Annotated in this window: 21 protein-coding genes; 15 read left to right on the top strand and 6 right to left on the bottom strand. The window is 73.5% G+C overall.

Features of this window, described 5'->3' with window-relative positions:
• Positions 1-80: 80 nt before the first annotated feature.
• The 5 genes from ACZ6MA_RS32115 (at position 81) to ACZ6MA_RS32095 (ending at position 3564) form a co-directional block, all read left to right on the top strand.
• Positions 81-725 carry a GntR family transcriptional regulator gene (locus tag ACZ6MA_RS32115; protein WP_469438233.1) on the top strand — a complete coding sequence of 215 codons (645 nt, stop codon included), beginning with the start codon at positions 81-83 and terminating at the stop codon, positions 723-725.
• Positions 722-1513: a LamB/YcsF family protein gene (locus ACZ6MA_RS32110; RefSeq protein ID WP_469438231.1), complete on the top strand. Its 792-nt coding sequence runs from the start codon at positions 722-724 to the stop codon at positions 1511-1513. The genes ACZ6MA_RS32115 and ACZ6MA_RS32110 overlap by 4 nt, the downstream gene beginning before the upstream one ends.
• The gene (locus ACZ6MA_RS32105; protein ID WP_469438230.1) at positions 1510-2166 is read left to right on the top strand and encodes a 5-oxoprolinase subunit B family protein; all 657 of its coding nucleotides are present in this window, start codon (positions 1510-1512) and stop codon (positions 2164-2166) included. The genes ACZ6MA_RS32110 and ACZ6MA_RS32105 overlap by 4 nt, the downstream gene beginning before the upstream one ends.
• Positions 2163-3026: a 5-oxoprolinase subunit C family protein gene (locus tag ACZ6MA_RS32100; protein WP_469438228.1), complete on the top strand. Its 864-nt coding sequence runs from the start codon at positions 2163-2165 to the stop codon at positions 3024-3026. Before ACZ6MA_RS32105 ends, ACZ6MA_RS32100 begins: the two co-directional genes overlap by 4 nt.
• A gap of 106 nt (positions 3027-3132) precedes the next feature.
• The gene (locus tag ACZ6MA_RS32095; RefSeq protein ID WP_469438226.1) at positions 3133-3564 is read left to right on the top strand and encodes an SPW repeat protein; all 432 of its coding nucleotides are present in this window, start codon (positions 3133-3135) and stop codon (positions 3562-3564) included.
• Between the two features lie 145 nt (positions 3565-3709).
• Here ACZ6MA_RS32095 and ACZ6MA_RS32090 read toward each other — a convergent pair whose 3' ends face one another.
• Positions 3710-3880 (bottom strand): hypothetical protein, encoded by a 171-nt coding sequence (locus ACZ6MA_RS32090; protein ID WP_469438224.1) that lies wholly within the window; start codon positions 3878-3880, stop codon positions 3710-3712.
• Positions 3881-4046: 166 nt separating this feature from the next.
• Between ACZ6MA_RS32090 and mdlC the strand changes: the two genes are divergently transcribed.
• From mdlC to ACZ6MA_RS32060, 6 genes are all read left to right on the top strand, one after another.
• Positions 4047-5711 (top strand): benzoylformate decarboxylase, encoded by a 1665-nt coding sequence (mdlC, locus tag ACZ6MA_RS32085; protein ID WP_469438223.1) that lies wholly within the window; start codon positions 4047-4049, stop codon positions 5709-5711.
• Between the two features lie 64 nt (positions 5712-5775).
• Complete coding sequence (locus ACZ6MA_RS32080) at positions 5776-7179, top strand: FAD-binding oxidoreductase (protein WP_469438221.1); 1404 nt, start codon at positions 5776-5778, stop codon at positions 7177-7179.
• Entirely contained in the window at positions 7176-8591 is a 1416-nt protein-coding gene (locus ACZ6MA_RS32075) for a cytochrome P450 (protein ID WP_469438219.1), read from the top strand. Before ACZ6MA_RS32080 ends, ACZ6MA_RS32075 begins: the two co-directional genes overlap by 4 nt.
• Entirely contained in the window at positions 8588-10048 is a 1461-nt protein-coding gene (locus ACZ6MA_RS32070; RefSeq protein ID WP_469438216.1) for an alpha/beta hydrolase family protein, read from the top strand. Before ACZ6MA_RS32075 ends, ACZ6MA_RS32070 begins: the two co-directional genes overlap by 4 nt.
• A gap of 80 nt (positions 10049-10128) precedes the next feature.
• Positions 10129-11916 (top strand): peroxidase family protein, encoded by a 1788-nt coding sequence (locus ACZ6MA_RS32065; RefSeq protein ID WP_469438214.1) that lies wholly within the window; start codon positions 10129-10131, stop codon positions 11914-11916.
• Positions 11913-12284: a hypothetical protein gene (locus ACZ6MA_RS32060; protein WP_469438213.1), complete on the top strand. Its 372-nt coding sequence runs from the start codon at positions 11913-11915 to the stop codon at positions 12282-12284. Before ACZ6MA_RS32065 ends, ACZ6MA_RS32060 begins: the two co-directional genes overlap by 4 nt.
• Before the next feature lie 139 nt (positions 12285-12423).
• Here ACZ6MA_RS32060 and ACZ6MA_RS32055 read toward each other — a convergent pair whose 3' ends face one another.
• The gene (locus ACZ6MA_RS32055) at positions 12424-12828 is read right to left on the bottom strand and encodes a hypothetical protein (protein WP_469438211.1); all 405 of its coding nucleotides are present in this window, start codon (positions 12826-12828) and stop codon (positions 12424-12426) included.
• 314 nt (positions 12829-13142) lie between these two features.
• On the opposite strand from ACZ6MA_RS32055, the gene ACZ6MA_RS32050 reads away from it, so the two are divergent.
• Positions 13143-14507 carry an FtsW/RodA/SpoVE family cell cycle protein gene (locus tag ACZ6MA_RS32050; protein ID WP_469438266.1) on the top strand — a complete coding sequence of 455 codons (1365 nt, stop codon included), beginning with the start codon at positions 13143-13145 and terminating at the stop codon, positions 14505-14507.
• Positions 14508-14561: 54 nt separating this feature from the next.
• On the top strand, positions 14562-16109 hold the full coding sequence (locus tag ACZ6MA_RS32045; protein ID WP_469438210.1) for an ATP-dependent DNA ligase: 1548 nt from the start codon (positions 14562-14564) through the stop codon (positions 16107-16109).
• A 2-nt stretch (positions 16110-16111) separates the two neighbouring features.
• Here the strand turns inward: ACZ6MA_RS32045 and ACZ6MA_RS32040 are convergent, their stop codons facing one another.
• Positions 16112-18142 carry a glycoside hydrolase gene (locus ACZ6MA_RS32040; RefSeq protein ID WP_469438208.1) on the bottom strand — a complete coding sequence of 677 codons (2031 nt, stop codon included), beginning with the start codon at positions 18140-18142 and terminating at the stop codon, positions 16112-16114.
• Positions 18143-18517: 375 nt separating this feature from the next.
• Between ACZ6MA_RS32040 and ACZ6MA_RS32035 the strand changes: the two genes are divergently transcribed.
• Complete coding sequence (locus ACZ6MA_RS32035) at positions 18518-19180, top strand: hypothetical protein (RefSeq protein WP_469438206.1); 663 nt, start codon at positions 18518-18520, stop codon at positions 19178-19180.
• Here ACZ6MA_RS32035 and ACZ6MA_RS32030 read toward each other — a convergent pair.
• On the bottom strand, positions 19173-19715 hold the full coding sequence (locus ACZ6MA_RS32030; RefSeq protein ID WP_469438205.1) for a hypothetical protein: 543 nt from the start codon (positions 19713-19715) through the stop codon (positions 19173-19175). The two genes, ACZ6MA_RS32035 and ACZ6MA_RS32030, sit on opposite strands and share 8 nt — an antisense overlap.
• Positions 19716-19851: 136 nt before the next feature.
• Complete coding sequence (locus ACZ6MA_RS32025; protein WP_469438203.1) at positions 19852-20283, bottom strand: GNAT family N-acetyltransferase; 432 nt, start codon at positions 20281-20283, stop codon at positions 19852-19854.
• A gap of 452 nt (positions 20284-20735) precedes the next feature.
• On the opposite strand from ACZ6MA_RS32025, the gene ACZ6MA_RS32020 reads away from it, so the two are divergent.
• A complete protein-coding gene (locus ACZ6MA_RS32020; protein WP_469438202.1) occupies positions 20736-21923 on the top strand; it encodes a cytochrome P450 in 1188 nt (395 codons plus the stop codon).
• A gap of 58 nt (positions 21924-21981) precedes the next feature.
• On the opposite strand, the gene ACZ6MA_RS32015 is transcribed toward ACZ6MA_RS32020, so the two are convergent.
• Positions 21982-22395 carry an ankyrin repeat domain-containing protein gene (locus tag ACZ6MA_RS32015; RefSeq protein WP_469438200.1) on the bottom strand — a complete coding sequence of 138 codons (414 nt, stop codon included), beginning with the start codon at positions 22393-22395 and terminating at the stop codon, positions 21982-21984.
• Between the last annotated feature and the right edge of the window lie 361 nt (positions 22396-22756).

Genomic DNA, 22756 nt, shown 5'->3' with positions numbered 1-22756 from the left:
GACTGCCGGTCTCTTGGCTGACGCATCCGTATCGCTCTTGACCGGCCCTGAACCTCCGACTGCCGGACCGTGGAGGACGCATGGCCCGATCCACCGCGCAGCGCGTGGCCGACGCGCTGCGGACCCGTATCGAGGACGGCGGTCTGCCGCCCGGCACCCGGCTGTCCGAGGAGGCTCTCGGCCGGGACCTGGGGGTCTCGCGCAATACGCTGCGCGAGGCGTTCCGGCTGCTCGTCCACGAGAGCCTGGTCGATCACGTGCTGAACCGGGGGGTGTTCGTCCGGGTCCCGGAGCCCGCCGACGTCACGGACATCTACCGGGTGCGCGCCGCCCTGGAGACCGCCGGGGTACGGGCCGCCGCCGGCGCGGCCCGGCCGCTGCGCGAGGCCGTCGCCCGGGCGGTGGCCGAGGGCGAGCGCGCCGCCACCGGGGAGGACTGGCGCGAGGTGGGCTCGGCGGACCTCCGCTTCCACCGGGCGCTCGCCGCGCTGGCCGGCAGCGCCCGCATCGACACCGCCATGGACCGGCTGCTGGCCGAACTGCGCCTGGCCTTCCACGCGATGCCCTCGCCGCGCCGCTTCCACGAACCGTTCCTGGCGCGCAACCGCGCGCTCGCGACCCTCCTCGACGACGGCGCGTACGAGAGGGCCGAAGCCGAGCTGGCCGCCTATCTGGACGACGCCCGGGCACTCATCCTCGACGTGATGCGGGAGGACGGCCGATGACCGCACCCCTCGGCGGACCGGACACGGCCCGGCCCGCGCTCGACCTCAACGCCGATCTGGGCGAGGGCTTCGGACGCTGGCGGCTCACCGACGACGACGCGCTGCTGTCGGTCGTCACCAGCGCGAACGTCGCCTGCGGCTTCCACGCGGGCGACCCCTCCACGATGCGCCGGGTGTGCGAGCGGGCCGTCGAACACGGCGTGCGCATCGGCGCCCAGGTCTCCTACCGCGACCTGGCCGGATTCGGACGCCGGGCGATGGACGTGCCGCCCGACGAACTGGCCGACGAGATCACCTACCAGATCGGCGCGTTGCGCGTCTTCGCCCGGGCGGCCGGCTCGGACGTCGCGTATGTCAAGCCGCACGGCGCGCTGTACAACCGCACGGTCGCCGACGCCGAGCAGGCCGCCGCCGTGGTGGCGGGCGTCACGGCCGCGGGCGGGGCCCTGCCCGTCCTCGGGCTGCCCGCCTCGCGGCTGCACGAGGCCGCCGGGCGGGCCGGCCTGCCGGTGGTCCGGGAGGCGTTCGCGGACCGCGCGTACACCGCCGCGGGCACCCTCGTCCCGCGCCGCGAACCCGGCGCCGTGATCGACGACCCGGACGCCGTCGTCGCCCGGTCCGTCCGCATCGCCCGCGCGTCCACCGTCCTCGCCCGCACCGGCGAGGAGGTCGCCGTCGACGCCCGCTCGCTGTGCCTGCACGGCGACACCCCCGGGGCCGCGCTCCTCGCCCGCCGGGTACGGGACGCGCTGGCGGCCGCCGACGTGCGGATCGAGGCGTTCGCGTGAGCGCGCGCCCCCAGGAGCGCGCGGGCACGTTCACGGGTGTCCGCGCCCTGCCCGTCGGGCGCCGCGCCCTGCTCGTCGAGGTCGCCACCGCCGAACAGGCACAGGCCCTGCACGCCGAGCTGCTGCGCCGCCGCGCCAGGGGGGCGCTGCCGCCCGTGGGCGAGATCGTGCCCGCCGCCCGCACGGTGCTGCTGGACGGCCTGGACGACCCGCGGGCCCTCGCCGCGGACATCGCGGGCTGGTCCGTCCCCCCGCCGACCGCCGCCGACGCCGCGGCCGTCGTCCTGCCGGTCCGCTACGACGGAGCCGACCTCGCCGAGGTCGCCGCCCTGTGGGGGGTGTCCGTGGACGAGGTCCCGCGCATCCACGCCGGGCTCGAATTCCGCGTCGCCTTCTGCGGTTTCGCACCCGGCTTCGGCTATCTCACCGGTCTGCCCGAGCGGTTGTGGGTGCCGCGCCGGTCCACTCCGCGCACCTCCGTGCCCGCCGGTTCGGTGGGCCTGGCCGGCCCCTACACCGGCGTCTACCCGCGCTCCTCCCCCGGCGGCTGGCAGCTCGTCGGCGTCACCGACGCGCCCCTGTGGGACCCCGGGCGGGAGCCGGCCGCGCTGCTCGCCCCGGGCACCCGGGTGCGCTTCGAGGTGCTCCCGTGAGCGCCCTGACGGTGGTGCGGGCCGGTGCGCTGACGACCGTGCAGGACCTGGGCCGGCCCGGCCACGCGCATCTGGGGGTGCCCCGCTCCGGCGCCCTCGACCAGCCCGCGCACCGGCTCGCCAACCGGCTGGTGGGCAACCCCGCCGCGTTCGCCACCCTGGAGACCACAGTCGACGGATGCGCCGTGCGTACGGACACGGCCGTGACGGCCGCCGTGACGGGGGCGCCCTGTCCGGTACGGGTCGACGGCCGCCCGGTGGCGTGGGGCGCGCCGGTGCGCCTCCCGGCGGGTGCCGTGCTCGACGTGGGCCGCGCCCGCGCGGGGCTGCGCTGCCACGTGGCCTTCGCGGGCGGCGTGAACGTACCCCCGGTGCTCGGCAGCCGCTCCCGCGACCTGCTTTCGGGCCTGGGGCCCGCACCGCTCGCCGACGGGGCCTCGCTGCCCCTCGGAGCCCCGTGCGGGCCGCCGCTCGCGGCCGACGTCGTGCCCTGGCCGGGCCCGCCCACGGCCGGGCTGGTGCTGCCGGTCGTCCTCGGCCCCCGGGACGACTGGTTCACCCCCGGGGCGCGGCGCACCCTGGCGGGCGGCGGATTCCGGGTGTCGCCGGCCAGTAACCGCATCGGGCTGCGCACCGAGGGGCCGCCCCTGGAGCGGGCGCGGGAGGGCGAACTGCCCAGCGAGGGCATGGTCCTCGGCGCCGTCCAGGTCCCGCCCGACGGCCGCCCCGTGGTCTTCCTCGCGGATCACCCCACGACCGGCGGCTACCCCGTCGTCGGGGTGGTCCCCGAACCGGCGCTGGCCGCCGCCGCCCAGGCGGTGCCGGGCACGCCGGTGCGGTTCGTCCCGGTGCGGCCGTAGACGAGTCCCGGGGCGGGGTTCGTCTACGCCATCAGGATGGAAATTGGGGCAATTGAGGTTAAAATACTGCCAGGTCGCACTTGAGTAGGGAAAGAAGGTGGCCGACGTGAGCGCTCCTACGTCGCCCCGTATCGACCAGCACCCGGATCTCCTGGCGCTTCGCGCGCACTCGGAAGAGACCACCGCGACACCCACCGCACAGGGCGTCGAAGCCCTCGCCTTTATGTGCGGTGTCTATCTGGCAGCCTCACCATGGATTGTCGGATTCAATGGCTCAACGACCCTGGCCATCACCAATCTGATCGCCGGCGCGGCCTTCGCTTGTCTGCTCGGCGGCTTCGGGTCGGCGTACGAGCGTACGCACGCGATGAGCTGGGCCGCGCTGTGCATCGCCGCGTGGACGATCGTCGCGCCCTGGGTCGTGGCGGGCAGCGCCGACACCACCCGTGCCATCGTCAGCAACATCATCGTCGGCGCCGTGGCCGTCCTGTGCTCGCTCGCGCTCGCGGGGCTGGGAATGAGCAGATCCAGGCGCTGAGCACCGGCGGACACCCCACACCCCATCCACCCGTACCGCGGCGACCGGACGGCGGGAGGCGGCCGAGACAGACGGCCCGCCTCCCGCCGTCGCGTCCGCGGCCGGGCGCGCCTTGGTCCCGGGGCGGGCACGCCCCGGGTACGCCTCAGCCGGTCCCGGCCGCCTGCCCGGGCTCGACCGCGTCGAGCGGGCGGTCGGCGAGGGTGCCGGCGGGCCAGTCGGCCGGCCGCTCCTGCGGCACCCCGCGCAGCCGCTCGCGCAGCCGTCTGTCCATGTCGTGACGGATCCGCTGGATGACTTCGTCCAAGTCGGGCATACCGGCGACCGTAAGACCCCCAGACCGGTCCGACCGGGCGTAAAAGCAGGTTTTCACTCCTGCGGATGAATACTGAGCTGATCTTCGGCTGTCATGGCTTCGCCGGGCGGGAAGTGGCAATGCTCCCCTCTCCCCATCGGCCCACCGATCCCAAGAGGTGCGAGGCATGACGACCGTACGCGCAGCCACACTTGAGCTGTTGCGGTCCCGTGGAGTGACAACGGTGTTCGGCAACCCGGGCTCCACGGAACTCCCCTTCCTCCAGGACTTCCCGGACGACTTCCGGTACGTCCTCGGCCTCCAGGAAGCCGTCGTCGTCGGAATGGCCGACGGATACGCGCAGGCCACCGGGCAGACCGCCCTGGTCAATCTCCACACGGCCCCCGGCGTCGGCAACGCCATGGGGGCCATCGTCACCGCGGCCGCCAACCACACCCCCATGGTGGTGACCGCCGGTCAGCAGGTCCGCGCCATGATGACCATGGAGGCGCTGCTGACCAACGTGGACGCCACCGTCCTGCCCCGCCCGGCCGTGAAGTGGGCGTACGAACCACCGCGCGCGCAGGACGTGCCCGCGGCGCTGGCCCGGGCGTTCCACCTGGCCGAGACCGCGCCGCGCGGCCCGGTGTTCCTGTCCCTGCCGATGGACGACTTCGACGTCGAACTGGACGCGGCGGAGTACGCGGCGGCGATGGCCGCCGCCGGCCGCCGGGTCCACGACTCCACGGCCGCCGCCATGCCCGCCGTTCAGGCCCTCGCCCGGAGACTGGCTGCGGCCGCCAACCCCGTGCTGGTGACCGGTGGCGCGGTGGACGCCGAAGGCGCCTGGGAGGCCGCCGTCGCGCTCGCCGAGCACCGGCGGCTGCCGGTGTGGGCCTCGCCCATCGAGGGCCGGGTCGGCTTCCCCGAGGACCACCCCCTCTACCAGGGCGTCCTGCCGCCGGCCCTCGCGCCGCTGGCCCAGACCCTGGCCGGGCACGATCTGGTGCTGGTGGTGGGGGCGCCCGTCTTCCGCTACTACCCCTATGTGCCCGGCCCGGTGCTGCCGGACGGAGCCGAGCTGGTGCTGCTGACCAGCGACCCCGACGAGGCGGCGCGCGCCCCCGTCGGGGACGCCCTCGTCGCGGGACTGCGGCCCACCCTGGAGCTGCTGACGGAGGTGCTGGAGAAGAAGACCGACGGCGCCGACGGCCCGGCGGAGGCGTCGGCCGGGGCGACGGTGCCCGCGGCCGCCCGGACCCCGGCCGGGGTCCGGGGCGCGCCGCCCGCCGCCGACGCGGCCCCCGAGCCGATGTCCGCGGTGGACGCGCTCGCGGCCGTCGCGAGCGCCGCCCCGCCCGAGACCGTGTGGGTCAACGAATCGCCCTCCAACGTCCAGGCCTTCCGCGACCAGGTGCGCATCGACCGGCCGGGCTCCTTCCTGATGACCACCGGCGGCGGTCTGGGCTTCGGTCTCGCGGCGGCGGTGGGTGCCCGGCTCGGCCGGCCGGACCGGCCGGTGCTGGCCCTCGTCGGTGACGGTTCCGCCCAGTACGCGATCACCGCGCTGTGGACCGCGGCCGCCTACCGCGTCCCCGTCACCTTCGTGATCCCGGCGAACCGGGAGTACGCGATCCTCAAGTGGTTCGGCCGCTTCGAGAACACTCCCGGCGTACCCGGCCTGGACATCCCCGGCATCGATCTGTGTGCCCTGGCCCGGGGCTACGGGGTCCCGGCGCATCGCGCCACGGACGCGGCGCACCTCGCCGAGCTGGTCGCGGCCGCCACCACCTCCCCGGACGGTCCGGTGCTCATCGTGGCGCCCATCACCACCGTTCCCCCCACGCTGTGACCGCGCCGCTCCCCCTCTTCCTCGCACCGTCTCGTCAGCGGCCCCCCGCCGCATGGAGTTGCCGATGACCGTCATCGTGGAAAATCCCCTCCTCACCGCCCTGAACACCGCCCTGCCGGCCGGCTCCGTCCTGACCGGCGAAGCCGAACTCGACCTGCACACCCGGGACTCCGCGCCGTTCAGCGAGGCGGGCAGACCCGCCGCCGTGGTGTGCCCCGACACCGTCGAGCAGGTCCAGCACGTGGTCCGCACGGCCCGCGCCTACGGTGTGCCCGTCGTGCCGCAGGGTGCTCGTACCGGCCTCGCCGGGGCCGCCAACGCCGTCGACGGCTGTGTGGTGCTGTCCATGGTCCGGATGAACCGCGTCCTGGAGATCGACACCGCGAACCGGCTGGTGCGCTGCGAGCCCGGGGTGGTCACCGCCGACCTCGCCGCGGCCGTCGCGGAGCGGGGCCTGTGCTACCCGCCGGACCCGGCCTCCTGGGAGACCTGCACGATCGGCGGGAACATCGCCACCGGGGCGGGCGGGCTGTGCTGTGTGAAGTACGGCGTCACCGCCGATTACGTCCTCGGACTGACCGTCGTGCTCGCCGACGGCGAGGTGCTGCGCGTCGGCCGGCGCACCGTCAAGGGCGTCGCCGGGTACGACCTCACCCGGCTGTTCGTCGGCTCCGAGGGCACGTTGGGCGTCATCGTCGAGGCGACGCTGGCGCTGCGGCCCCCGCAGCCGCCCGCCCTGGCGCTGCTGGCCCAGTTCCCGTCCGCCTCGGACGCGGGCGAGGCGGTGGCCGCGATCATCCGGGAGGGGCACATCCCCTCCGCGCTGGAGCTGATGGACCGCACCACCACCGAGGCGGTCGCCGCGCTCGGCCATCCGCTGCTGGCCGGGCACGCCGCGGCCACGCTGATCGTGGCGAGCGACGCCCCGGACGCCGCCGCACAGGTGCGGGCGATGGCCGCGCTGTGCCGGTCCGCGAAGGCGCTGTCCGTCAGCGCCGCCACCGACGAGCGGGAGGCGAAGGCGGTGCTGGAGGCACGCCGGTTGGTGCTGCCGGCGCTCGGGGCGCGGGCGGCGGCGCTGTCGGGGGACGTGACGGCGTTCATCGAGGACGTCGCGGTGCCGCGGGCCGCGCTGGCCACGCTCATCGAACGGATCGAGGTGATCGCCGACGAGTACGACCTCTACATCTCCACCGTCGGCCACGCGGGGGACGGCAATCTGCACCCGACCGTCATCTTCGACCGCTCCGACCCCGACGCGGTCCGGCGCGCGAAGGAGGCGTACGACGCCATCATGGCCGCCGGGCTGGAGCTGGGCGGCACCATCACCGGCGAACACGGCGTCGGCGTCCTCAAACGCGACTGGCTGGCCCGGGAACTGCCGCCCCGCAACCTGAGGTTGCAGCGGGACGTCAAACGGCTGCTCGACCCCGAGGGGCTGCTCAACCCGGGGAAGGTGCTGGCGTGAGCGACTCCTTCGACACCACCGCCCGGGGGTTCGACGACCGGCGCGCCGCCTTGCCGGCCGCGTCCAGGAGCGAGAACCTCCGCCTCGCCCTGGTGTATTTCCTTCCCACCTACGTCAAGGGCGTCTTCCGTTCCCGTCCCCGTGTCGCCGCGCTCGTCGCCCGGGCCGATCCCGCCCGGCGCGGGCTGGAGCTGATGCGCCGGATGCGCCGCCGGCACGGCCGCGGCCCGGTCCTGGTGCGCGGCACCAGTGGCCCCACCCTGCTCGTCCTCGACGCCGAGGACGCCAAGCAGGTGCTGGCCGGCCCCGTCGAGGTGTACGCGGTGGACACCTGGGAGAAGGTGAGCGGCTTCGCGGCCGTGCAGCCCGAGGCGCTGGTCGCCTCGCACGGCGGGCAGCGCGCGGCGCGGCGGGTGTTCAACGACGCGGTGCTCGACGCGGGTTGCCCCGTGCACCGTCTCGCGGACCACTTCCTGCGGGTGGTGGGCGAGGAGGCGGCGGCCCTGCTGGGCCCCGAGGCGGAGCAGGGGCTGCGGCCGGACGTGATCCGCGAGCGTTTCGAGCGGGTGGGGCGGCGCTGCTTCCTGGGCGAGGCCGCCGCCGACGACGTGGAGTTCTCCCGGCTGCTCGATCTGCTGCTGGCCGAGGCCAACTGGATGGGCGCGCGGCGCTGGCGCGCCGGCCGCACCCGCAGAATCCGACGGCGGCTGACGCAGCATCAGGCCCGCTATCTGGGCGACCCCGACCCGCGCAGCCTGGCCGGGCTGTTCGGCAGCGCCCCCCGGGGGCCGGAGACCGCCCCCGAGGGGCAGATCGCCCACTGGTTCATGGCGCTGGGCGTGGTGCACGCGGCGGCTCTCCAGGCCCTGTCCCTGCTCGCCTCGCATCCCGTCCAGTACGAGCGGGCGCTCGCGGAGACGGAGGCGGCCGACCGGGCGTACGGGCCGCGCACCGCGGAGGGGTTCCAGGCCATGCCCTACGTCCGTGCCTGCGTCCAGGAAGCCGCCCGGCTGTGGCCGCCGGTGTCGAGCCTGATGCGGCGCACCACGGCCGAGACCCGCTGGCGCGACGCGGTGGCACCGGGGGGCGTCAATGTGCTGGTGCCCGCGGGGTTCCACGCGCGCGACGGTGAACGGATCGACTACGCGCACCGGTTCGCTCCCGAGAAGTGGCTGGACGGCACGGCGGAGCGGGACTGGGCGGTCAGTCCCTTCAGCCGGGGTGAGGCCCAGTGCAGCGGCATGGAGCTGGGCCTCCAGCTGGCCACCGGGTTCGTCGCCGAGTTCCTGCGCGCCGGGGAGCTGGCCGTGGCCGGTCCGCGGCTGGACCCGGACCGGCCGTTGCCGCACACCTTCGACACGGCGCGGCTGCGTCTCGGGGTCCGCTCGCGCCGGCCGGCGGAGGGCGTATGACGGCCGACAGCACGGCCCGGCCGGGCGCCCCGGCCGGCCGGGACCCTGCGGAGGGCGGGGCCGAGAACGGGCCCGAGGGCGGGGCCGAGGGCCTGGACACCGTCTCGCTCGCGGCCGTCGCCCGGATGCTCGGCGAGGTGGCCGGGGTGATCCGCGAGGCGGGCCGTACGGTCACCGCGATCGCCACCGACCCGCACTTGGCGGCCTCGCTCGGCCGCTCGCCCCGCACCGGGGTACGGGCGGTGCGGGCCCTGGCCCGCACCCTCACCGAACCCGCCGGCCTGGGCTACGCCCCGGACGGCGGGCGGGTGGGCCGGGCCGCGTGGCTGGGCGGGGTGCTCACCAGCCGGGAGAATCTGGCGGTCGCGGTGGCGGTCACCTCGCTCAAGCTGCGGATCCGGCTGTGCGCGGTGCGCCACCCGGAGTTCGTCGAGGACGGCCCGGTGCGCCGGCTGCTGAGCGCCATCGAGGCCGACCGGCAGACCCAGGCGCTGCGGATCTTCAGCCGGACGGTCCGGGCGGACGGCGCCGAACGGGCCCTGGCCGCGCTCGCCCCCTCGCTCACCGAGGTCATGGCGTGGAACGCGCTGGTGGACGAGAACCCGTTCAACGACGCTGCGGCCTGGTGCATCGTCACCGGTTCGCGGGCCGAGGGCGATCCCCTGCTGGGCACGGGCATCGGGGCCTGGGCCCGCTGGGACCGGGGCGCGGGCCGGGCGGTGGCCGAGCCGCCGGACCCGGCGCTGCTGGCCGCCTTGGAGTCCGGCGGCCCCGACACGCATGGCGCCCGTGGCGGGGGCATCGTGACGCATCTGCGGAACCTGGCCGCGATCGGCAACGACGGCCGGATGCTCGTCCAGCGGGTCACCGGTCCGGACGGCGTCACCCGTTATCTGGTGCTGCTGGCCGGCATGGCCTTCGGCCTGCCCCGCAACGCCACCCCGCAGGACCTGGTGGGCGCGGTCACGGCGGTAGGCCGCAATGACTCGCCCTACACCCGGGCCGTCCGCAAGGCCGTCGCCCAGACCGTCCCCGAGGGGGCGTCGATCGCACTGATCGGGCACAGTCAGGGCGGCATCGCGGCCATGAATCTGACGGAGATCCCCGAGGTCAACCAGAAGTGGCGGCTGACCCACGTCGTGGCCGTCGGCTCGCCCATCGACTTCAAACGCCCCCGCGACCCCGCGACCCGGGTGGTCAGTCTCGTCAACGAGCACGATGTGGTGCCCAACCTGGAGGGCCGCAGTCCGGTGTCGGTCTTCCCGGTGCCCGCGGACTGGCTGGAGATCACCTGGATGGATCCCGCGCACGACTTCCCGCAATGCCACAACGTGGGGATCTACGCGCGAAGTCTCGACGAGGTCGTCCCCGAGGCGCGCGACCGGGTGGACGCCCTGCTCGCCCCGTACCGGGGGCCCGTCGAGGAGACCGTCGTCTTCCGCCTCCACGACCGCTGACCCCCGCCCCTCGCACCCACACGCATGTATGCCGGCATCCCTCGCATACGCCGGCGTCCCAAGCCCTGGAGAGTTGTTTGATGCCCCCGGTACCGCGGCCCCGTCGCGAGTGGCACTCGTTGCCCCTCCCGCTGGCGCTGCTGGAGATCAGGAAGCAGCGGGAGCTGCTGCGCGCGCGCAATCTGCACGACACCTTCGGCGCCGGCGGCGAGCGCCCGCGCACGCCGACGCCCGAGCTGCTGCCGTACCGCAGCTACGACGGGTCGGGCTACGACCCGGACGACGTCGACATGGGCCGGGCCGGTACCCGCTTCGACCGCAACTGCGCGCTGCCGCAGACCTTCCCCGAAGCCGAGGACGACGGCCTGTTCGCCCCCAGCCCGCGGGAGGTCAGCAGACGGCTGCTGGCGCGCCGCGCGGGCTTCCGCCCGGCGCCCACCCTCAACATGCTGGCGGCGGCCTGGATCCAGTTCCAGAACCACGGGTGGTTCAGCCACGGCGACAACAAGACCGACGGGCCGCTGGAGGTCCCGATCGCCGCGGACGACGACTGGCCGCGCTGCCCGATGGCGGTGCGCCGCTCGCGTCCCGACCCGGTCGCCCACACCGGCGGGGACCGCCCGCCGACGTACGAGAACACCGTCACCCACTGGTGGGACGGCTCGCAGCTCTACGGATCGAGCGAGGCGCGGTGCCGGGCCCTGCGCACCGGTGAGGGCGGCAAACTCATCGTGGAGAAGGGCCGGTTGCCCGACGAGACCGGGGAGGGCCTCTCCGGCATCGACGCCACCGGCTTCAACGACAACTACTGGGTCGGCCTCTCCCTGCTGCACACGCTCTTCGCCAAGGAGCACAACGCGATCTGCGACCGTGTCGCCGCCGCCCACCCCACCTGGGACGACGAGCGGCTCTTCCAGACGGCGAGACTCGTCAACGCCGCCGTCATGGCGAAGATCCATACGGTGGAGTGGACCCCCGCGCTGATCGACCAGCGGGTGACCCGGGCGGCGATGCACCTCAATTGGTACGGGGTGCTGCCCGCCCGGCTGCGCCGCACCGTACGGCGGTTCGGCAAGGGCGAGATGCTCTTCGGCATCCCCGGTGGTGCCACCGACCACCACACCGCGCCGTTCTCGATGACCGAGGAGTTCGTCAGCTCCTACCGGCTGCACCCGCTGATCCGCGACGAGTACGAGATCCGCTCCCACCGCACGGGCGAACTCATCGACCGGACGGATTTCGACGCGCTCCAGGCGCTGGCGACCCGGAAAGCGGTGGACCACTGGGGCTGGTCCGATCTGCTGTACTCCTTCGGCACCATGAACCCCGGGGCCATCACCTTGCACAACCACCCCGACTGTCTGCGGGATCTCGCCCGTATCTCCGGGGAGCACGTCGACGTCGGCACGGTGGACGTCCTGCGCGACCGCGAGCGGGGCGTGCCGCGCTACGCCGCTTTCCGTACGGCGCTGCACCGTCCCCCCGTGACCTCCTTCGAGGACCTCACCGGCGGGAACGCCGGGCTGGCGGCCGAGCTGCGGGAGGTCTACGACGGACGGCTGGACCGCGTGGACACGATGGTCGGCATGTACGCCGAACCCAAGCCCCGGGGTTTCGCGTTCAGCGACACCGCGTTCCGGGTCTTCGTGCTGATGGCGTCCCGGCGGCTGAAGAGCGACCGCTTCTTCACCACCGACTACCGGCCGGAGGTCTACACCGCCGAGGGCCTGGAGTGGATCGACCGCACCGGGATGAGCGACGTCCTGCTGCGCCATCACCCGGAACTCGCCCCGGCGCTGGAGGGGACACGGAACGTCTTCGCGCCCTGGACGGCGCTGCGGCCGAAGCCGCGGGGGGTGAACCGGTGAGCCCGGACCACCGCGAGGAGCGGGACGGGGCCTCAGGGGCGGGCGGCTGCGACGGCTCCGAAGAGGCCGCCGGGGTAGCCGACGGTGTCTGTTTCGCCGGGATCGCGCCCTGGTCGCAGCCCGTGCACGCCCAGGCGGGCCGGCTGCGGGAACAGGCCGCCCGGCTCCGGGAGGGCGCCGCGGCGGTGTCGCTGCCCGGCGCCGAGGGTGCCGCCCTGCGGCGGCGGATCCTGGGGCACGCGGCCCGCGCCGAGTCGGCGGCGCGCTCGCTGGACCGGGCGGCCGACGCCCTGTTCGCCCACGAGGCGGTGCTCACCGCGCTCGCCACCCGCCGCCGGGAGACCGGGGGCGCGACGCACCTCGGGTGACGCCCGCCCATGCTCGCCGCCGCGCGCGGCGGTGAGCGCCCCGCGGCGTGTCCTCAAGCGCCGGACGGGCCGGAACCGGCTGAGCCCAGCCGTTCGGCCCGTCCGGCGCTTGACGACACGGTCTCCTTGACGAGACGGCCTAGGAGCCGACGAGCGCGTCCTCGGCCGGTCGCGCCGACCCGCCCTCCGCCGTGTGCCTCGCGTACCAGCGGTCTCCGCGCTGCTCGGCCATGCCGTGCGCGGCGAGCCCGTTGACGTGCTTGAGGACGGTGCGCGCCTGGTAGCCCACGGCCGCGCACAGTTCCTCGACGGACGCCCCCTCGGCGCCGGACGCCCGCAGCCCCTCCCAGGTACGGGCCTCGTGACGGCCGAGGTCCGGTGCCCCGGCGGGGACCACCACGCGCGGTTCGGCACGCGGCTCCGCACGCGGTGCGGCACCTGGTTCCGCGCGTGGCTGCGCGCGCGGGTCCGGGCGGCGCGAACCGACCGGGCGGGGGGTGCGGTTGACCTCGCGGTGTCTACGGCCCTTCTGGCGTTTGCTCATGGCTGATCCACTGCTCCCGTCCTGCTGGCGGCTCCTGCTGTCCGAAGGCGTCAACTCGGCCCGGCGCCGCCCGGTTACGGTAATTCCACCAGGTGTGCGAAAAGTGACGCACGGTGATCGGCCAAGGCCCAGGCTTTCCGGCACCCCGGCCCGCCGATCCGGCCGCCGCGTGGCCCGCGTGCGCACGATCCGGACAATGCCGCCGCTCCCGTGGAGACCTTCGTGACCCCCAGGTTTCCTTCGGACCGTGCCGTCCATGATTCATGAGTGTGACCGTGGATTCCGTACGGGTCGAGGACAGTGACGACAGCCGGATCCCCGAGGCGCCGTCACCGGCACCACGGAGGCGGCGCCGCGACGAAGCACGGCTGCTGGTCTTCGCCGTCCTCATCGGCTGCTTCGGCCACGCCTGCGCGGGCCTCGCGCTCGACGGAGCCGTCCCCGACGGGTTCGCCGGGTTCGCCGCCGCCATCACCGTCCTGGCGCTGGTGCCGCATCTGGCGGTACGCCGCTACGCCCCGTACGCCGATCCGCTGATCCTGCCCCTGGCGACGCTGCTCTCCGGCCTCGGCCTGGTGCTGCTGTACCGGCTGGACCCCGCGTACCGGGCGGCGTACGACTCCGAACCGACCGCCCCGGGCCAGCTCATATGGTCCGTCATCGGGGTCGCGGTCTGTGTCGGTGTGCTGCTGGTGCTGCGGGACCACCGCCGGTTGCAGCGCTGTCTCTACGTCCTGATGACCGTCGCGCTGGTGCTCCTGATGGCACCGGCCTTCTTCCCCGGTGACACCTACGGCGCCAAGCGGTGGATCCTGCTGGGGCCGTTGTCGCTGCAGCCCGGCGAATTCGTCAAAACCATGATCACGGTGTTCTTCGCGGGCTATCTGGTCGCCCACCGGGACGCCCTCGCGCTCACCGGCCGCCGGGTACTGGGGGTGCGGCTGCCACCGGGGCGGCAGCTCGGGCCGATCCTGGGCGTCTGGGCGCTGAGCCTGGTGGTGCTGGTCTTCGAGCGCGATCTCGGCACCTCGCTGATCTTCTTCGGGCTGTTCGTGGTGATGCTCTACACCGCCACCGAACGCCTGAGCTGGGTGCTGGTCGGGCTGTCCATGGCCGCCGTGGGGGCCGTCGTCGTGGGCTCGACCGAACCGCACGTCAAGGGGCGCATCGTCGCCTGGCAGCATCCCTTCGCGGTGTTCCTGCCGAAGGACCGGCAGCCCGCGGGGACGGGCTCCGACCAGCTCGCCCAGGCCCTCTTCGGCTTCGGCAGCGGCGGTGTCACGGGCACCGGCCTGGGCCGGGGCCGTCCCGAACTCATCGGCTTCGCGGGTCGCAGCGACTTCATCCTCACCACCGTCGGGGAGGAACTCGGGCTCACCGGGACCATGGCGGTGCTCCTGCTGTACGCGCTGCTCGTACAGCGGGGGCTGAGCGTGGCGCTGGCCTCGTCCGACCCGTTCGGCAAGCTGCTGGCGGTGGGGCTGTCGGCGGCGCTGGCGCTCCAGGTCTTCGTCGTGGCGGGCGGTGTCATGGGCCTCATCCCGCTGACCGGCAAGGCCCTGCCGTTCCTCGCCAAGGGCGGCTCGGCCCTGGTCGCGAACTGGCTGGTGGTGGCCCTGCTCGTCAGAATCAGCGACGGTGCCGGGCGCGACCGGGAGGCGGGACGGTCCGCCGGGTGAGGCGCCCCGGTGATCCGGGAGGCGCCCGTGCGGCGCGCGGCGCAGGATGAACGCATGCTTCTTGTCGATATCGCCCGGGTGTCCGCACAGGTCGCGGCGACGAGCGCGCGGTCGGTGAAGATCTCCCTGCTGGCGGCGCTGTTCCGCGAGGCCGGTCCCGACGAGGCACCGATCGCCATTCCGTATCTGGCCGGCCGGCTGCCGCAGCGCCGGATCGGCGTCGGCTGGAGCACCCTGCGCGACGCCGCCGCCCCTGCCGGCACCCCGACCCTGACCGTCTGGGAGGTGGACGCGGCTCTCAGCCGGATCGCGGGCGTGACGGGCAAGGGCGCGCAGGCCGAACGCAAGCGGCAGGTGGACGCGCTGATGGGCGCGGCCACGGCCGAGGAGCAGCGTTTCCTGCTGGGACTGATCAGCGGTGAGCTGCGGCAGGGCGCCCTGGACGCGCTGGCCGTGGAGGGGCTCGCGGCCGCGACGGGCGCGGCCCCGGCGGACGTGCGGCGGGCGGTGATGCTGGGCGGTTCCCTCGGTACGGTCGCCCGGGCGCTGCTGGCCGGAGGGCCGGCGGCGCTGGCGGACTTCCGTCTGGAGGTGGGGCGGCCGGTGCAGCCGATGCTCGCGCACAGCGCCAAGGACGTGGACGAGGCACTCGACCGGCTCGGGCCCTGCGCGGTGGAGGAGAAGCTGGACGGCATCCGGGTGCAGGTGCACCGGGACGGCGACGAGGTGCGGGTCTACACCCGCACCCTGGACGAGATCACCGAGCGGCTCCCGGAACTGGCGCGCGTGGCCCGGGAGCTGCCGGTGTCCCGGGCCGTGCTGGACGGCGAGCTGATCGCCCTGGACGCGGCGGGCCGCCCGCGCCCGTTCCAGGAGACCGCCGGCCGGGTCGGCTCCCGCACGGACGTGGCGGGGGCGGCGGTCACGGTGCCGTTGTCCCCGGTCTTCTTCGACCTGCTGGCGGTCGACGACCGTGATCTGCTGGGGCTGCCGACGGCCGAGCGGCACACGGAGCTGGCGCGGGTGGTGCCCGGGCCGCTGCGCGTCCGGCGGCTGGTGGTCGCCGACCCGGCGGCGGCCGGGGCGCGCGCGGCGGCGCGGGAGTTCGCGGCCGAGGTGTTGCGGCGGGGCCACGAGGGGGTGGTGGCCAAGGCGCTGGACGCGCCGTACAGCGCGGGCCGGCGCGGTGCGTCCTGGCTGAAGGTCAAGCCGGTGCACACCCTGGACCTGGTGGTGCTGGCCGCCGAGTGGGGGCACGGGCGGCGGACGGGAAAGCTGTCGAACCTGCATCTGGGGGCGCGGCGGGCGGACGGTTCGTTCGCCATGCTCGGCAAGACGTTCAAGGGGCTGACGGACGCGCTGCTGGCCTGGCAGACCGAGCGGCTGGGGGAGCTGGCCCTCTCCGACGACGGCTTCGTGGTGCGGGTGCGGCCGGAGCTGGTGGTGGAGATCGCCTTCGACGGCGTCCAGCGGTCCTCCCGGTACCCGGAGGGGGTGACCCTGCGGTTCGCGCGGGTGCTGCGCTACCGGGAGGACAAGACGGCGGCGGAGGCGGACACGGTGGAGAGCGTGCTGGCCGTGCTGCCCCCGGCCGCCGACTGAGGTCACCGGTTGACGTCGGCGGGGCACAGACGTCGTGGCTTCTTGTCGTCGCGCAGCTTCGCGTCGACGCAGCCGCCGGGCAGCCCGTCGTGGGCCCGGGTGTCGAAGTTCGCGGTGACGGTGAGGGTGCCGTCGCCGAAGACGGTGCGCTGGAGGGTGCGGTCGGCGTTCAGGACGCGGAAGCCGGTCATGGCCTCGGTGCCCGCCGCCTCGTGCAGGGGCTTGAAGTACTTCTGCAGCGCGACGAGTTCACTGCCGCGCTCCTTGAGGGACTGCCCGTCGAGGACGAAGTTGAGCGGGGTGTTGTAGAGCATCGCCAGCAGGGCGCGGGTGGTCTTCTGGCGCGGCAGCTTGTCGTAGGCCAGCTCCCAGCGCTCGGTGTTGACGAGGGAGTCGTGCAGGGCGGTCTCGTACAGCGGGACGCGGTAGGCGGGGTCGTACATGGCCTTCGCGACGTCGTCGGGGAGTTCGGCGGGCTTGAAGAAGATGCCCGGGGCCTTGGCGGGGGTGTAGCCGCCCCACTTCTCCTTGTCCTTCTGCGCCTTCCACAGCCCGTCGGCGACCGGGGTGCCGGACCCGTGGTCGAAGGCGAGGACCTGGTTGGACCAGGCCCCGGCGGACTCGGAGCCGAGGACGAGGCCGTCCTTGCCGGACAGGCGCTTCATCCGGGCGAGCCGGTTGGCACGGTCGCGGGCCTGGTCCATGGGGTGGGCGGCGCTGTGGTCGCGGAACAGCTCACCGGCGGCGTCGACGTCCAGGAAGTAGCTGTCGGCACCGTTGGCGGTCATCTTCTTGGTGCGGTCGGCGAGGTGGTGCCGGGTGGGTTCGGCCTTCTCGAACGCCTCGGAGCTGAGGTAGCAGCCGCGGTCGTGGAAGCCGGGGACGGGCTTGCCGTCGGCGCCCTGGACGCAGAAGTCGGGGTAGACCTTGCCGGGCCAGACGGAGGTGGGGGCGTCGGAGGCCGTGGGGTCCTGGCCGTTGGCGAAGGAGTCGTACGGTCCGACGAGGTACCCGGCCTTCTTGGCGGCGGTCACGGCGGCGGCGTCCATGGGGGTGGCGTCGGCGTCGTAACCGAGCCACATGCGGTCCACGCCGAGCGCCCGCAGCTTCTTCACGCCCTCGGCGGTACGGGCCTCGCCCCAGGTGTAGGCGTGGAAGGCCCCGAGCAGCTTCTTGGTGGCCGGCACCGCGTCGGTCTTGGCGCGCAGGCTGCCGAGCTTCCCCTGCTGCCGCAGCCAAGCGCGGTAGTCGACGGCGGGCGCCACGGGGGAACCGTCGGTGAGGGCGAAGGTGACGGTGTACGCGGTGGTGCCCTCGGCGCGGGAGAAGCGGTGGGTGGCGGCGGTGCGCAGCCGCCCGTGATCGGACGTCGAGCGCAGGGAGGTACCGATGTCGGTGGGCACGATGTAGCTGACGCCGCCCCGGCCGTCGAGGGTGTGCCCCCACATCGGCATGGTCAGCGCCGAGGACATGTCGAGGTCGCCGTCGACGAGCTGCGCCCGGCCGGAGTTCCAGAACGGGTCGGCGACGGGCAGGGACAGCCCTTCCCCGCGCGGCAGCTGAAGGGCGGAGACGGCCCGGTCGGTACCGGTGACGGGCCAGGACAGCGCGCGGTCGGCGGCGCCGGTGGACGAGACGGAGACGACGAGCCGCCCTTGGTCGGAGCGGGCGGTGACGGCCAGTCCGGTGCCGGGGTAGTCCCAGCGCGCACCGTCGGCGGTGACGGTCACCTTCCCGGGCCTGCCGGGAACGGTGGCGGCGGGGGCGGACAGCTCGACCTCCCCCTTGCCCGTGCGTGCCGTCACGCGGAGCGTCGTCGTGTCGACGGTGGCGGTGCCGCCGCGGACGGGAAGGTCGACGAGGTGCCCGGCGTGCACGCGAGCCGAGTGCGGGGCGCTGGGAGCGGTGTGGTGCGCGGTGGCCTGTGCGGGGTCGGCGAGGGTGACGCACGGGATGGTGGCCGCGAGTGCCACGGCGGCGGCACGGACGGCGCGCGTGGCGCGCGTGGGGCGGCGGGAGCTGAAGAAGTCCATGAGGAGTTGATAACGAACGGGATTAAGAGGCTCCTAAGACGCGGTGGTTGGCGGGACGGCCGGGGCGCGTTGACTGACGGGCGGTGGGCACCCCTCCGCCGGGGTGACTGCTCGTCAAGGCCCGCGCCAGTGCGCTCGCGCCGCCGACGCCTGTTCGGCGACCGGCCCTACGCCCCGCTTCACCCAGAGGCCGCTTGGGCGTCGCCGCACCCCATACCGCACAAATCAACCCATCACGCAAAACCACCTACGAGTCGCAGCGCACGCTGCAATGCTTATGCGCAGCGCAACTCGTGAGAGGCAATTGTGAGCCAGCCTTCGAATGCCCCCAGGGGTCCCAGAGCACTCAACCCACTGTGGATCATCTCGCTTTTCTTGACAGTATCAGAAGCCGCCGCAGGTACGGCGGCCACCCAAACGCAAGGCTGGCTGCAAGCGGTTCTGGTGCTCTTTTCCGTGATCTTTCCGATAGGAGTCGCCTCCGCGTTTTTCGCGATCCTCGTGCAGCGCCCCTATGTCCTCTACGCCCCGAAGGACTACTCCAAAAACCCGAGCGTACGAGACTTCGTCAACGCTCTCAACACTTCACGCAACCGCAGCGTGGAGAACATGGAGGCGTCAATTCGCTCGGCAATAGAGGAGGTGATTCCGAAGATGCTCGATGCGAAAATGGGTGCCATCGGCCAGGACGCCATAGTGGCAGGGGTGATCGAGAGTGCGCGCGAAGACTTCCGTCATCGCTTCATCGAGATTTCCTACAGCCAAATGGATCACGATGTGGCGTCTGTGCAGATTCCGGTAAGCGACGATACTCTCGTGCAGGAATTCTTGAACGAGGCGTGGTCGTTCGCGCCGGAGTGGGTCCCCCCGTACACGTACGGAGACAAGTGGGTGTTGGTCGACCAAAAGAAGGGACACGCCTACCGCAGGATGGGGACAGCGTGGGCCCGCCTTCACAGGAAAGAGTCGGATGACAGGCTGCTTTACAGTACGGGGATTTCAGCAGGGGACACTCTGTATGCCGTGCCGCTCAGCTAGCGGCTCGTCCTGCATCGTCGACCGAGGGTTCCGCCCGGCTGGTGAACATGGAGGACTTGGGTCGGACCGACCTTAGCCACGACGAGGGCTCCCCCTTTTTCTGCCCGCGCGCCCACAGTGCGCCGCGTACAGGGCGCCTACCGTTGGGGCTCCCTGCGCCCGGGGCCTCAAGTGCCAGGGCTCCCTTGCCGACCGGCGGCGAGACGGCCATCTCCAACTCGTCCGCCCGCCACATCACCGGCTCACCGGGCTCCCGCCACGCCACGCCCTGGTACCACTCGGGCATCGCGCCCCCTTGCAGCACCGCGGCGGCCTCGGTCCCGTTCCAGCCCTGCGGGCCGATCCGTTCGAATCCCCGCCGCTCGATACGCACCCACGTACCCCGGTCCGTACGGCCCCCCAAGGACCGGCGTTTGCGTACCAGCGTCTGCCGGTCCAATCGCACATGCAGGGCCTTCTCCACGCGCGCCACCACGTCTTCGACCGGCAGACGGCGCGGATCCACTCGGGCGGCGACGGGCGGGGACGCGGTCATCACAATTCGCCAAGGAGTCGATCACCGCGGGCGGCCTGTCGCCCCTCGACGCGAACGAGCTGGACCTGACGGAAGACGGCCGCGTCAGGGCACTCGTACGGGTCGTCGAAGCCCCTAAACGGTAAGCCACAGGCCGTCATGAGGCGGGGCCCATGAACATCAGCCTGTCGGGGTCCGGGAGGGGGACGAAGCCGACCTTGGCGTAGAGGCCGTGCGCGTCGAGCGTGGACAGCATCACGCGCTTGAGCCGGTAGGGAGCCAAGTGGTCGCGGACAGCCGTGGCCAGCCACATGCCCAGGCCCGTGCCGCGGTGGGCGCGGTCGACGTACACGTCGCAGAGCCAGGCGAACGTCGTCAGATCGGTGACGACGCGAGCGTAGGCGGCTTGCGACCCGTGCGCGTCGTAGACGCCGAAGTTGACCGAGGCCCGGATGCTCCGCTCGACGGTCGCCCGGCTGCGTCCGGCGGCCCAGTACGTGTCCGTCGACAGCCAGTGGTGCACCCGGTCGACGTCGAGCCGTCCCGGATCGGTGTCGATCTCGTACCCGTCTTCCCTGCGCATGGTCATGCGATCGAACCGTAGTGCGCGGGGTGTTCGTGATCAACGGTTTGTGATCAACGGCCGCTGCGTGTGCGGCGCGGGTGACAGCGGATGTCCCACGGGCCCCCGGCGCCGACCGGTCGCGGCGCCGGACCCGGAGCGGGAGCGCGGCTTCCGGCGGGTGAGCGCGGGAGGTGCGACGGGGGATCGCGGGGAGCCGGACGATCCGGCCCCTGCGCCACACCCGTCATGGCGGATCACTCCTCTCGCGGAGCCGTAGCGCGGCCGGGCGGGGCCGGGCCACACTCGCGTACAGCCCCAGCCCGGAGCGCCGACCGCGTGCCGGGCACGTCGTGCGGACCCTCACCGAGACACCGGTCGGGCGTCCGCACGGGGCCCGAGGCAGCGCGACGTTCCCCGCTCCCGGAAGCGTTCGTCATGTCCGGCCGTGCCCACAGCGAGAGCCCCGAGGTGGCGTCGTGAGCGAGCAGATCCACGCGTACCCGGCGTGCCCGTTCTCGGGCGAGCCGCCTGCGCTGCCGGCGGGGCCGGTCTTCCGGGCCCGGCTGTCCGGCGGTGCCCTGGTGTGGGTGGTCACCGGCTACGACGAGGTGCGCACCGCGCTCAACCACCCTTGCCTGGGCCGCGAGCTGACGACGGATGATCCCCACCTGGGCACCGAGGCGACGATGGCCACGGCCCTGCGCGACCGTACGCTCCTGCTCGACGGCCCGCCCCACGCCCAGCTGCGCCGTCTGGCGGGCAGACCCCTGACACCGGCCCGCGTGGCCGAGCTGCGTCCCCGCATCCGGCGGCTGGCCGACGGACTCCTCGACGGCATCGAGGAAAGCGGCCCCCCGGACGACCTGCTGGCCCGCCTGGCGTACCCCCTGCCCCTCGCCGTGCTGTGCGCTCTCCTGGGCGTGCCCGAGCGTGACGGCGCCGTGTTCCGCCGTTGGGCGGACCGGATGACCGCGATCGAGGCGGCGTCCGAGGACGAGACGCTCACCGCTCTCCACGCGATGTTCGCCTATCTGACCGAGCGTCTCGAGGAGAAACGCACGCGCCCCGGGCCGGACCTCCTCAGCGCCTGGCTGGCGGCGCAGGACGAGGACGACCGGCTCACCGACAACGAGATCGTGCAACTCGCCTTCAGCGTCCTCTTCGCGGGCTACGAGTCCACGGCCGCCGCCATCGGCGCCTGCGTCTACGGTCTGCTGCGCCACCCCGAACAGCTGGAGGCCCTGCGCGCCTCGCCGGAACTGGCTCCGAACGCCGTGCGGGAACTCATGCGGACGCAACTGGCCACGCCCTACTACCGCGTTCTGCTGGCACGCCGGGACTTCGCCCTCGCGGGGGTGTCCATCAAGCGCGGCGACGGAGTGATGCCGTTGACCTGGGCCGCCCAGCGGGATCCCGGGCGGTTCCCGTCCTGTGACGTCCTGGACGTCCGGCGCCCCGGGGCGGGTGTGGCGGACTTCGTCTTCGGCTACGGCCGGCACGCCTGTCTGGGGACGGCGCTGGCCACCACCATGGTCGAGGTGGCCGTCGCCACGCTGGTGCGCCGCTTGCCCGCCCTGCGGCCGGCGGTTCCCCTGGAGACGCTCGCCTGGCACACCGACCGCTTCCCCGGAGGGGGGCTGCGGGAACTTCCCGTCCGCTGGTGACGGCGACGCGGCCGGGCGGGCGTCCGGCGTCGCGGCGCCCGCCCGGCCGTCACCGCGCTCACTGCCCCTGGAACAGCTCCAACAGGTCCTGGCGGCCGAAGACGCCCGCGGCCTCGATCGCCGAGGGCGAGCCCGCGTGCGGGTCCGCGCCGTGGGCGAGGAGGACGCGGACGACCTCGTCCTCGCCCTTGAAGACGGCACCGCCGAGCGGCGTCTGGCCGCGGTCGTTGGGCCGGTTGGGGTCGGCGCCGCGCTGGAGCAGGGCGTTCACCGCGTCCAGATGGCCGTGGTAGGCGGCCAGCATGATGAGCGAGTCACCCCTGTCGTTGGTGAGGTTGGCCGGAACTCCCGCGTCCACGTAGGCGGCGAGGGTGTCGGTGTCCCCGTGCCGCGCCAGGTCGAAGACCTTGGCCGCGAGCTGGAGGACCTCGGGGTCGTGTGCGGGCTCGGTCTCGGGAGTCGACTCGGTCATGGTCTGCGGTCCTCCGGTTCGGCGCCTGGCGGCACCCCGACATGGGTGCCGCTCTACCCTACGTACGGCCGCGCGCGGGGGAACCGGGCGTGCCGCCCGGCGCGCGTCGCTTCGGCCAACCGGCCCCCGGTGGGGCCGTCGGCGGCTCCTCCACGGGTTCGGGCGCGTCCGTCCGGGTGAAACGCCGTGGATCCCCGGTGGCGGGCGTCAGCGGCGTGACGACAGTCCGATGATCATCGACGCGCCGGTTCCGGGCCGTGTTTTGGGGGTTCGCCTGCCCCGGCTCCGACGATCGTCACCCTCCCGGTCGAGTGAAGCGGACCCTCGATGACCCCTTTGCCGCTTTTGCCGTATTAGCACT

Source organism: Streptomyces sp. NPDC042259, from assembly GCF_055582085.1.
This window is presented reverse-complemented; position numbering and strand designations above follow the sequence as displayed.

What these genes read in the sequence shown, in the direction of transcription:
- ACZ6MA_RS32110 (WP_469438231.1), top strand. Translation starts at nt 722, where the DNA reads ATGACCGCACCCCTCGGCGGACCGGACACGGCCCGGCCCGCGCTCGAC.
- ACZ6MA_RS32045 (WP_469438210.1), top strand. Translation starts at nt 14,562, where the DNA reads ATGCTTCTTGTCGATATCGCCCGGGTGTCCGCACAGGTCGCGGCGACG.
- ACZ6MA_RS32040 (WP_469438208.1), bottom strand. Translation starts at nt 18,142, where the DNA reads ATGGACTTCTTCAGCTCCCGCCGCCCCACGCGCGCCACGCGCGCCGTC.
- ACZ6MA_RS32030 (WP_469438205.1), bottom strand. Translation starts at nt 19,715, where the DNA reads ATGACCGCGTCCCCGCCCGTCGCCGCCCGAGTGGATCCGCGCCGTCTG.
- ACZ6MA_RS32090 (WP_469438224.1), bottom strand. Translation starts at nt 3,880, where the DNA reads ATGCCCGACTTGGACGAAGTCATCCAGCGGATCCGTCACGACATGGAC.
- ACZ6MA_RS32015 (WP_469438200.1), bottom strand. Translation starts at nt 22,395, where the DNA reads ATGACCGAGTCGACTCCCGAGACCGAGCCCGCACACGACCCCGAGGTC.
- ACZ6MA_RS32055 (WP_469438211.1), bottom strand. Translation starts at nt 12,828, where the DNA reads ATGAGCAAACGCCAGAAGGGCCGTAGACACCGCGAGGTCAACCGCACC.
- ACZ6MA_RS32025 (WP_469438203.1), bottom strand. Translation starts at nt 20,283, where the DNA reads ATGACCATGCGCAGGGAAGACGGGTACGAGATCGACACCGATCCGGGA.
- ACZ6MA_RS32065 (WP_469438214.1), top strand. Translation starts at nt 10,129, where the DNA reads ATGCCCCCGGTACCGCGGCCCCGTCGCGAGTGGCACTCGTTGCCCCTC.
- ACZ6MA_RS32070 (WP_469438216.1), top strand. Translation starts at nt 8,588, where the DNA reads ATGACGGCCGACAGCACGGCCCGGCCGGGCGCCCCGGCCGGCCGGGAC.
- ACZ6MA_RS32115 (WP_469438233.1), top strand. Translation starts at nt 81, where the DNA reads ATGGCCCGATCCACCGCGCAGCGCGTGGCCGACGCGCTGCGGACCCGT.
- mdlC (WP_469438223.1), top strand. Translation starts at nt 4,047, where the DNA reads ATGACGACCGTACGCGCAGCCACACTTGAGCTGTTGCGGTCCCGTGGA.
- ACZ6MA_RS32080 (WP_469438221.1), top strand. Translation starts at nt 5,776, where the DNA reads ATGACCGTCATCGTGGAAAATCCCCTCCTCACCGCCCTGAACACCGCC.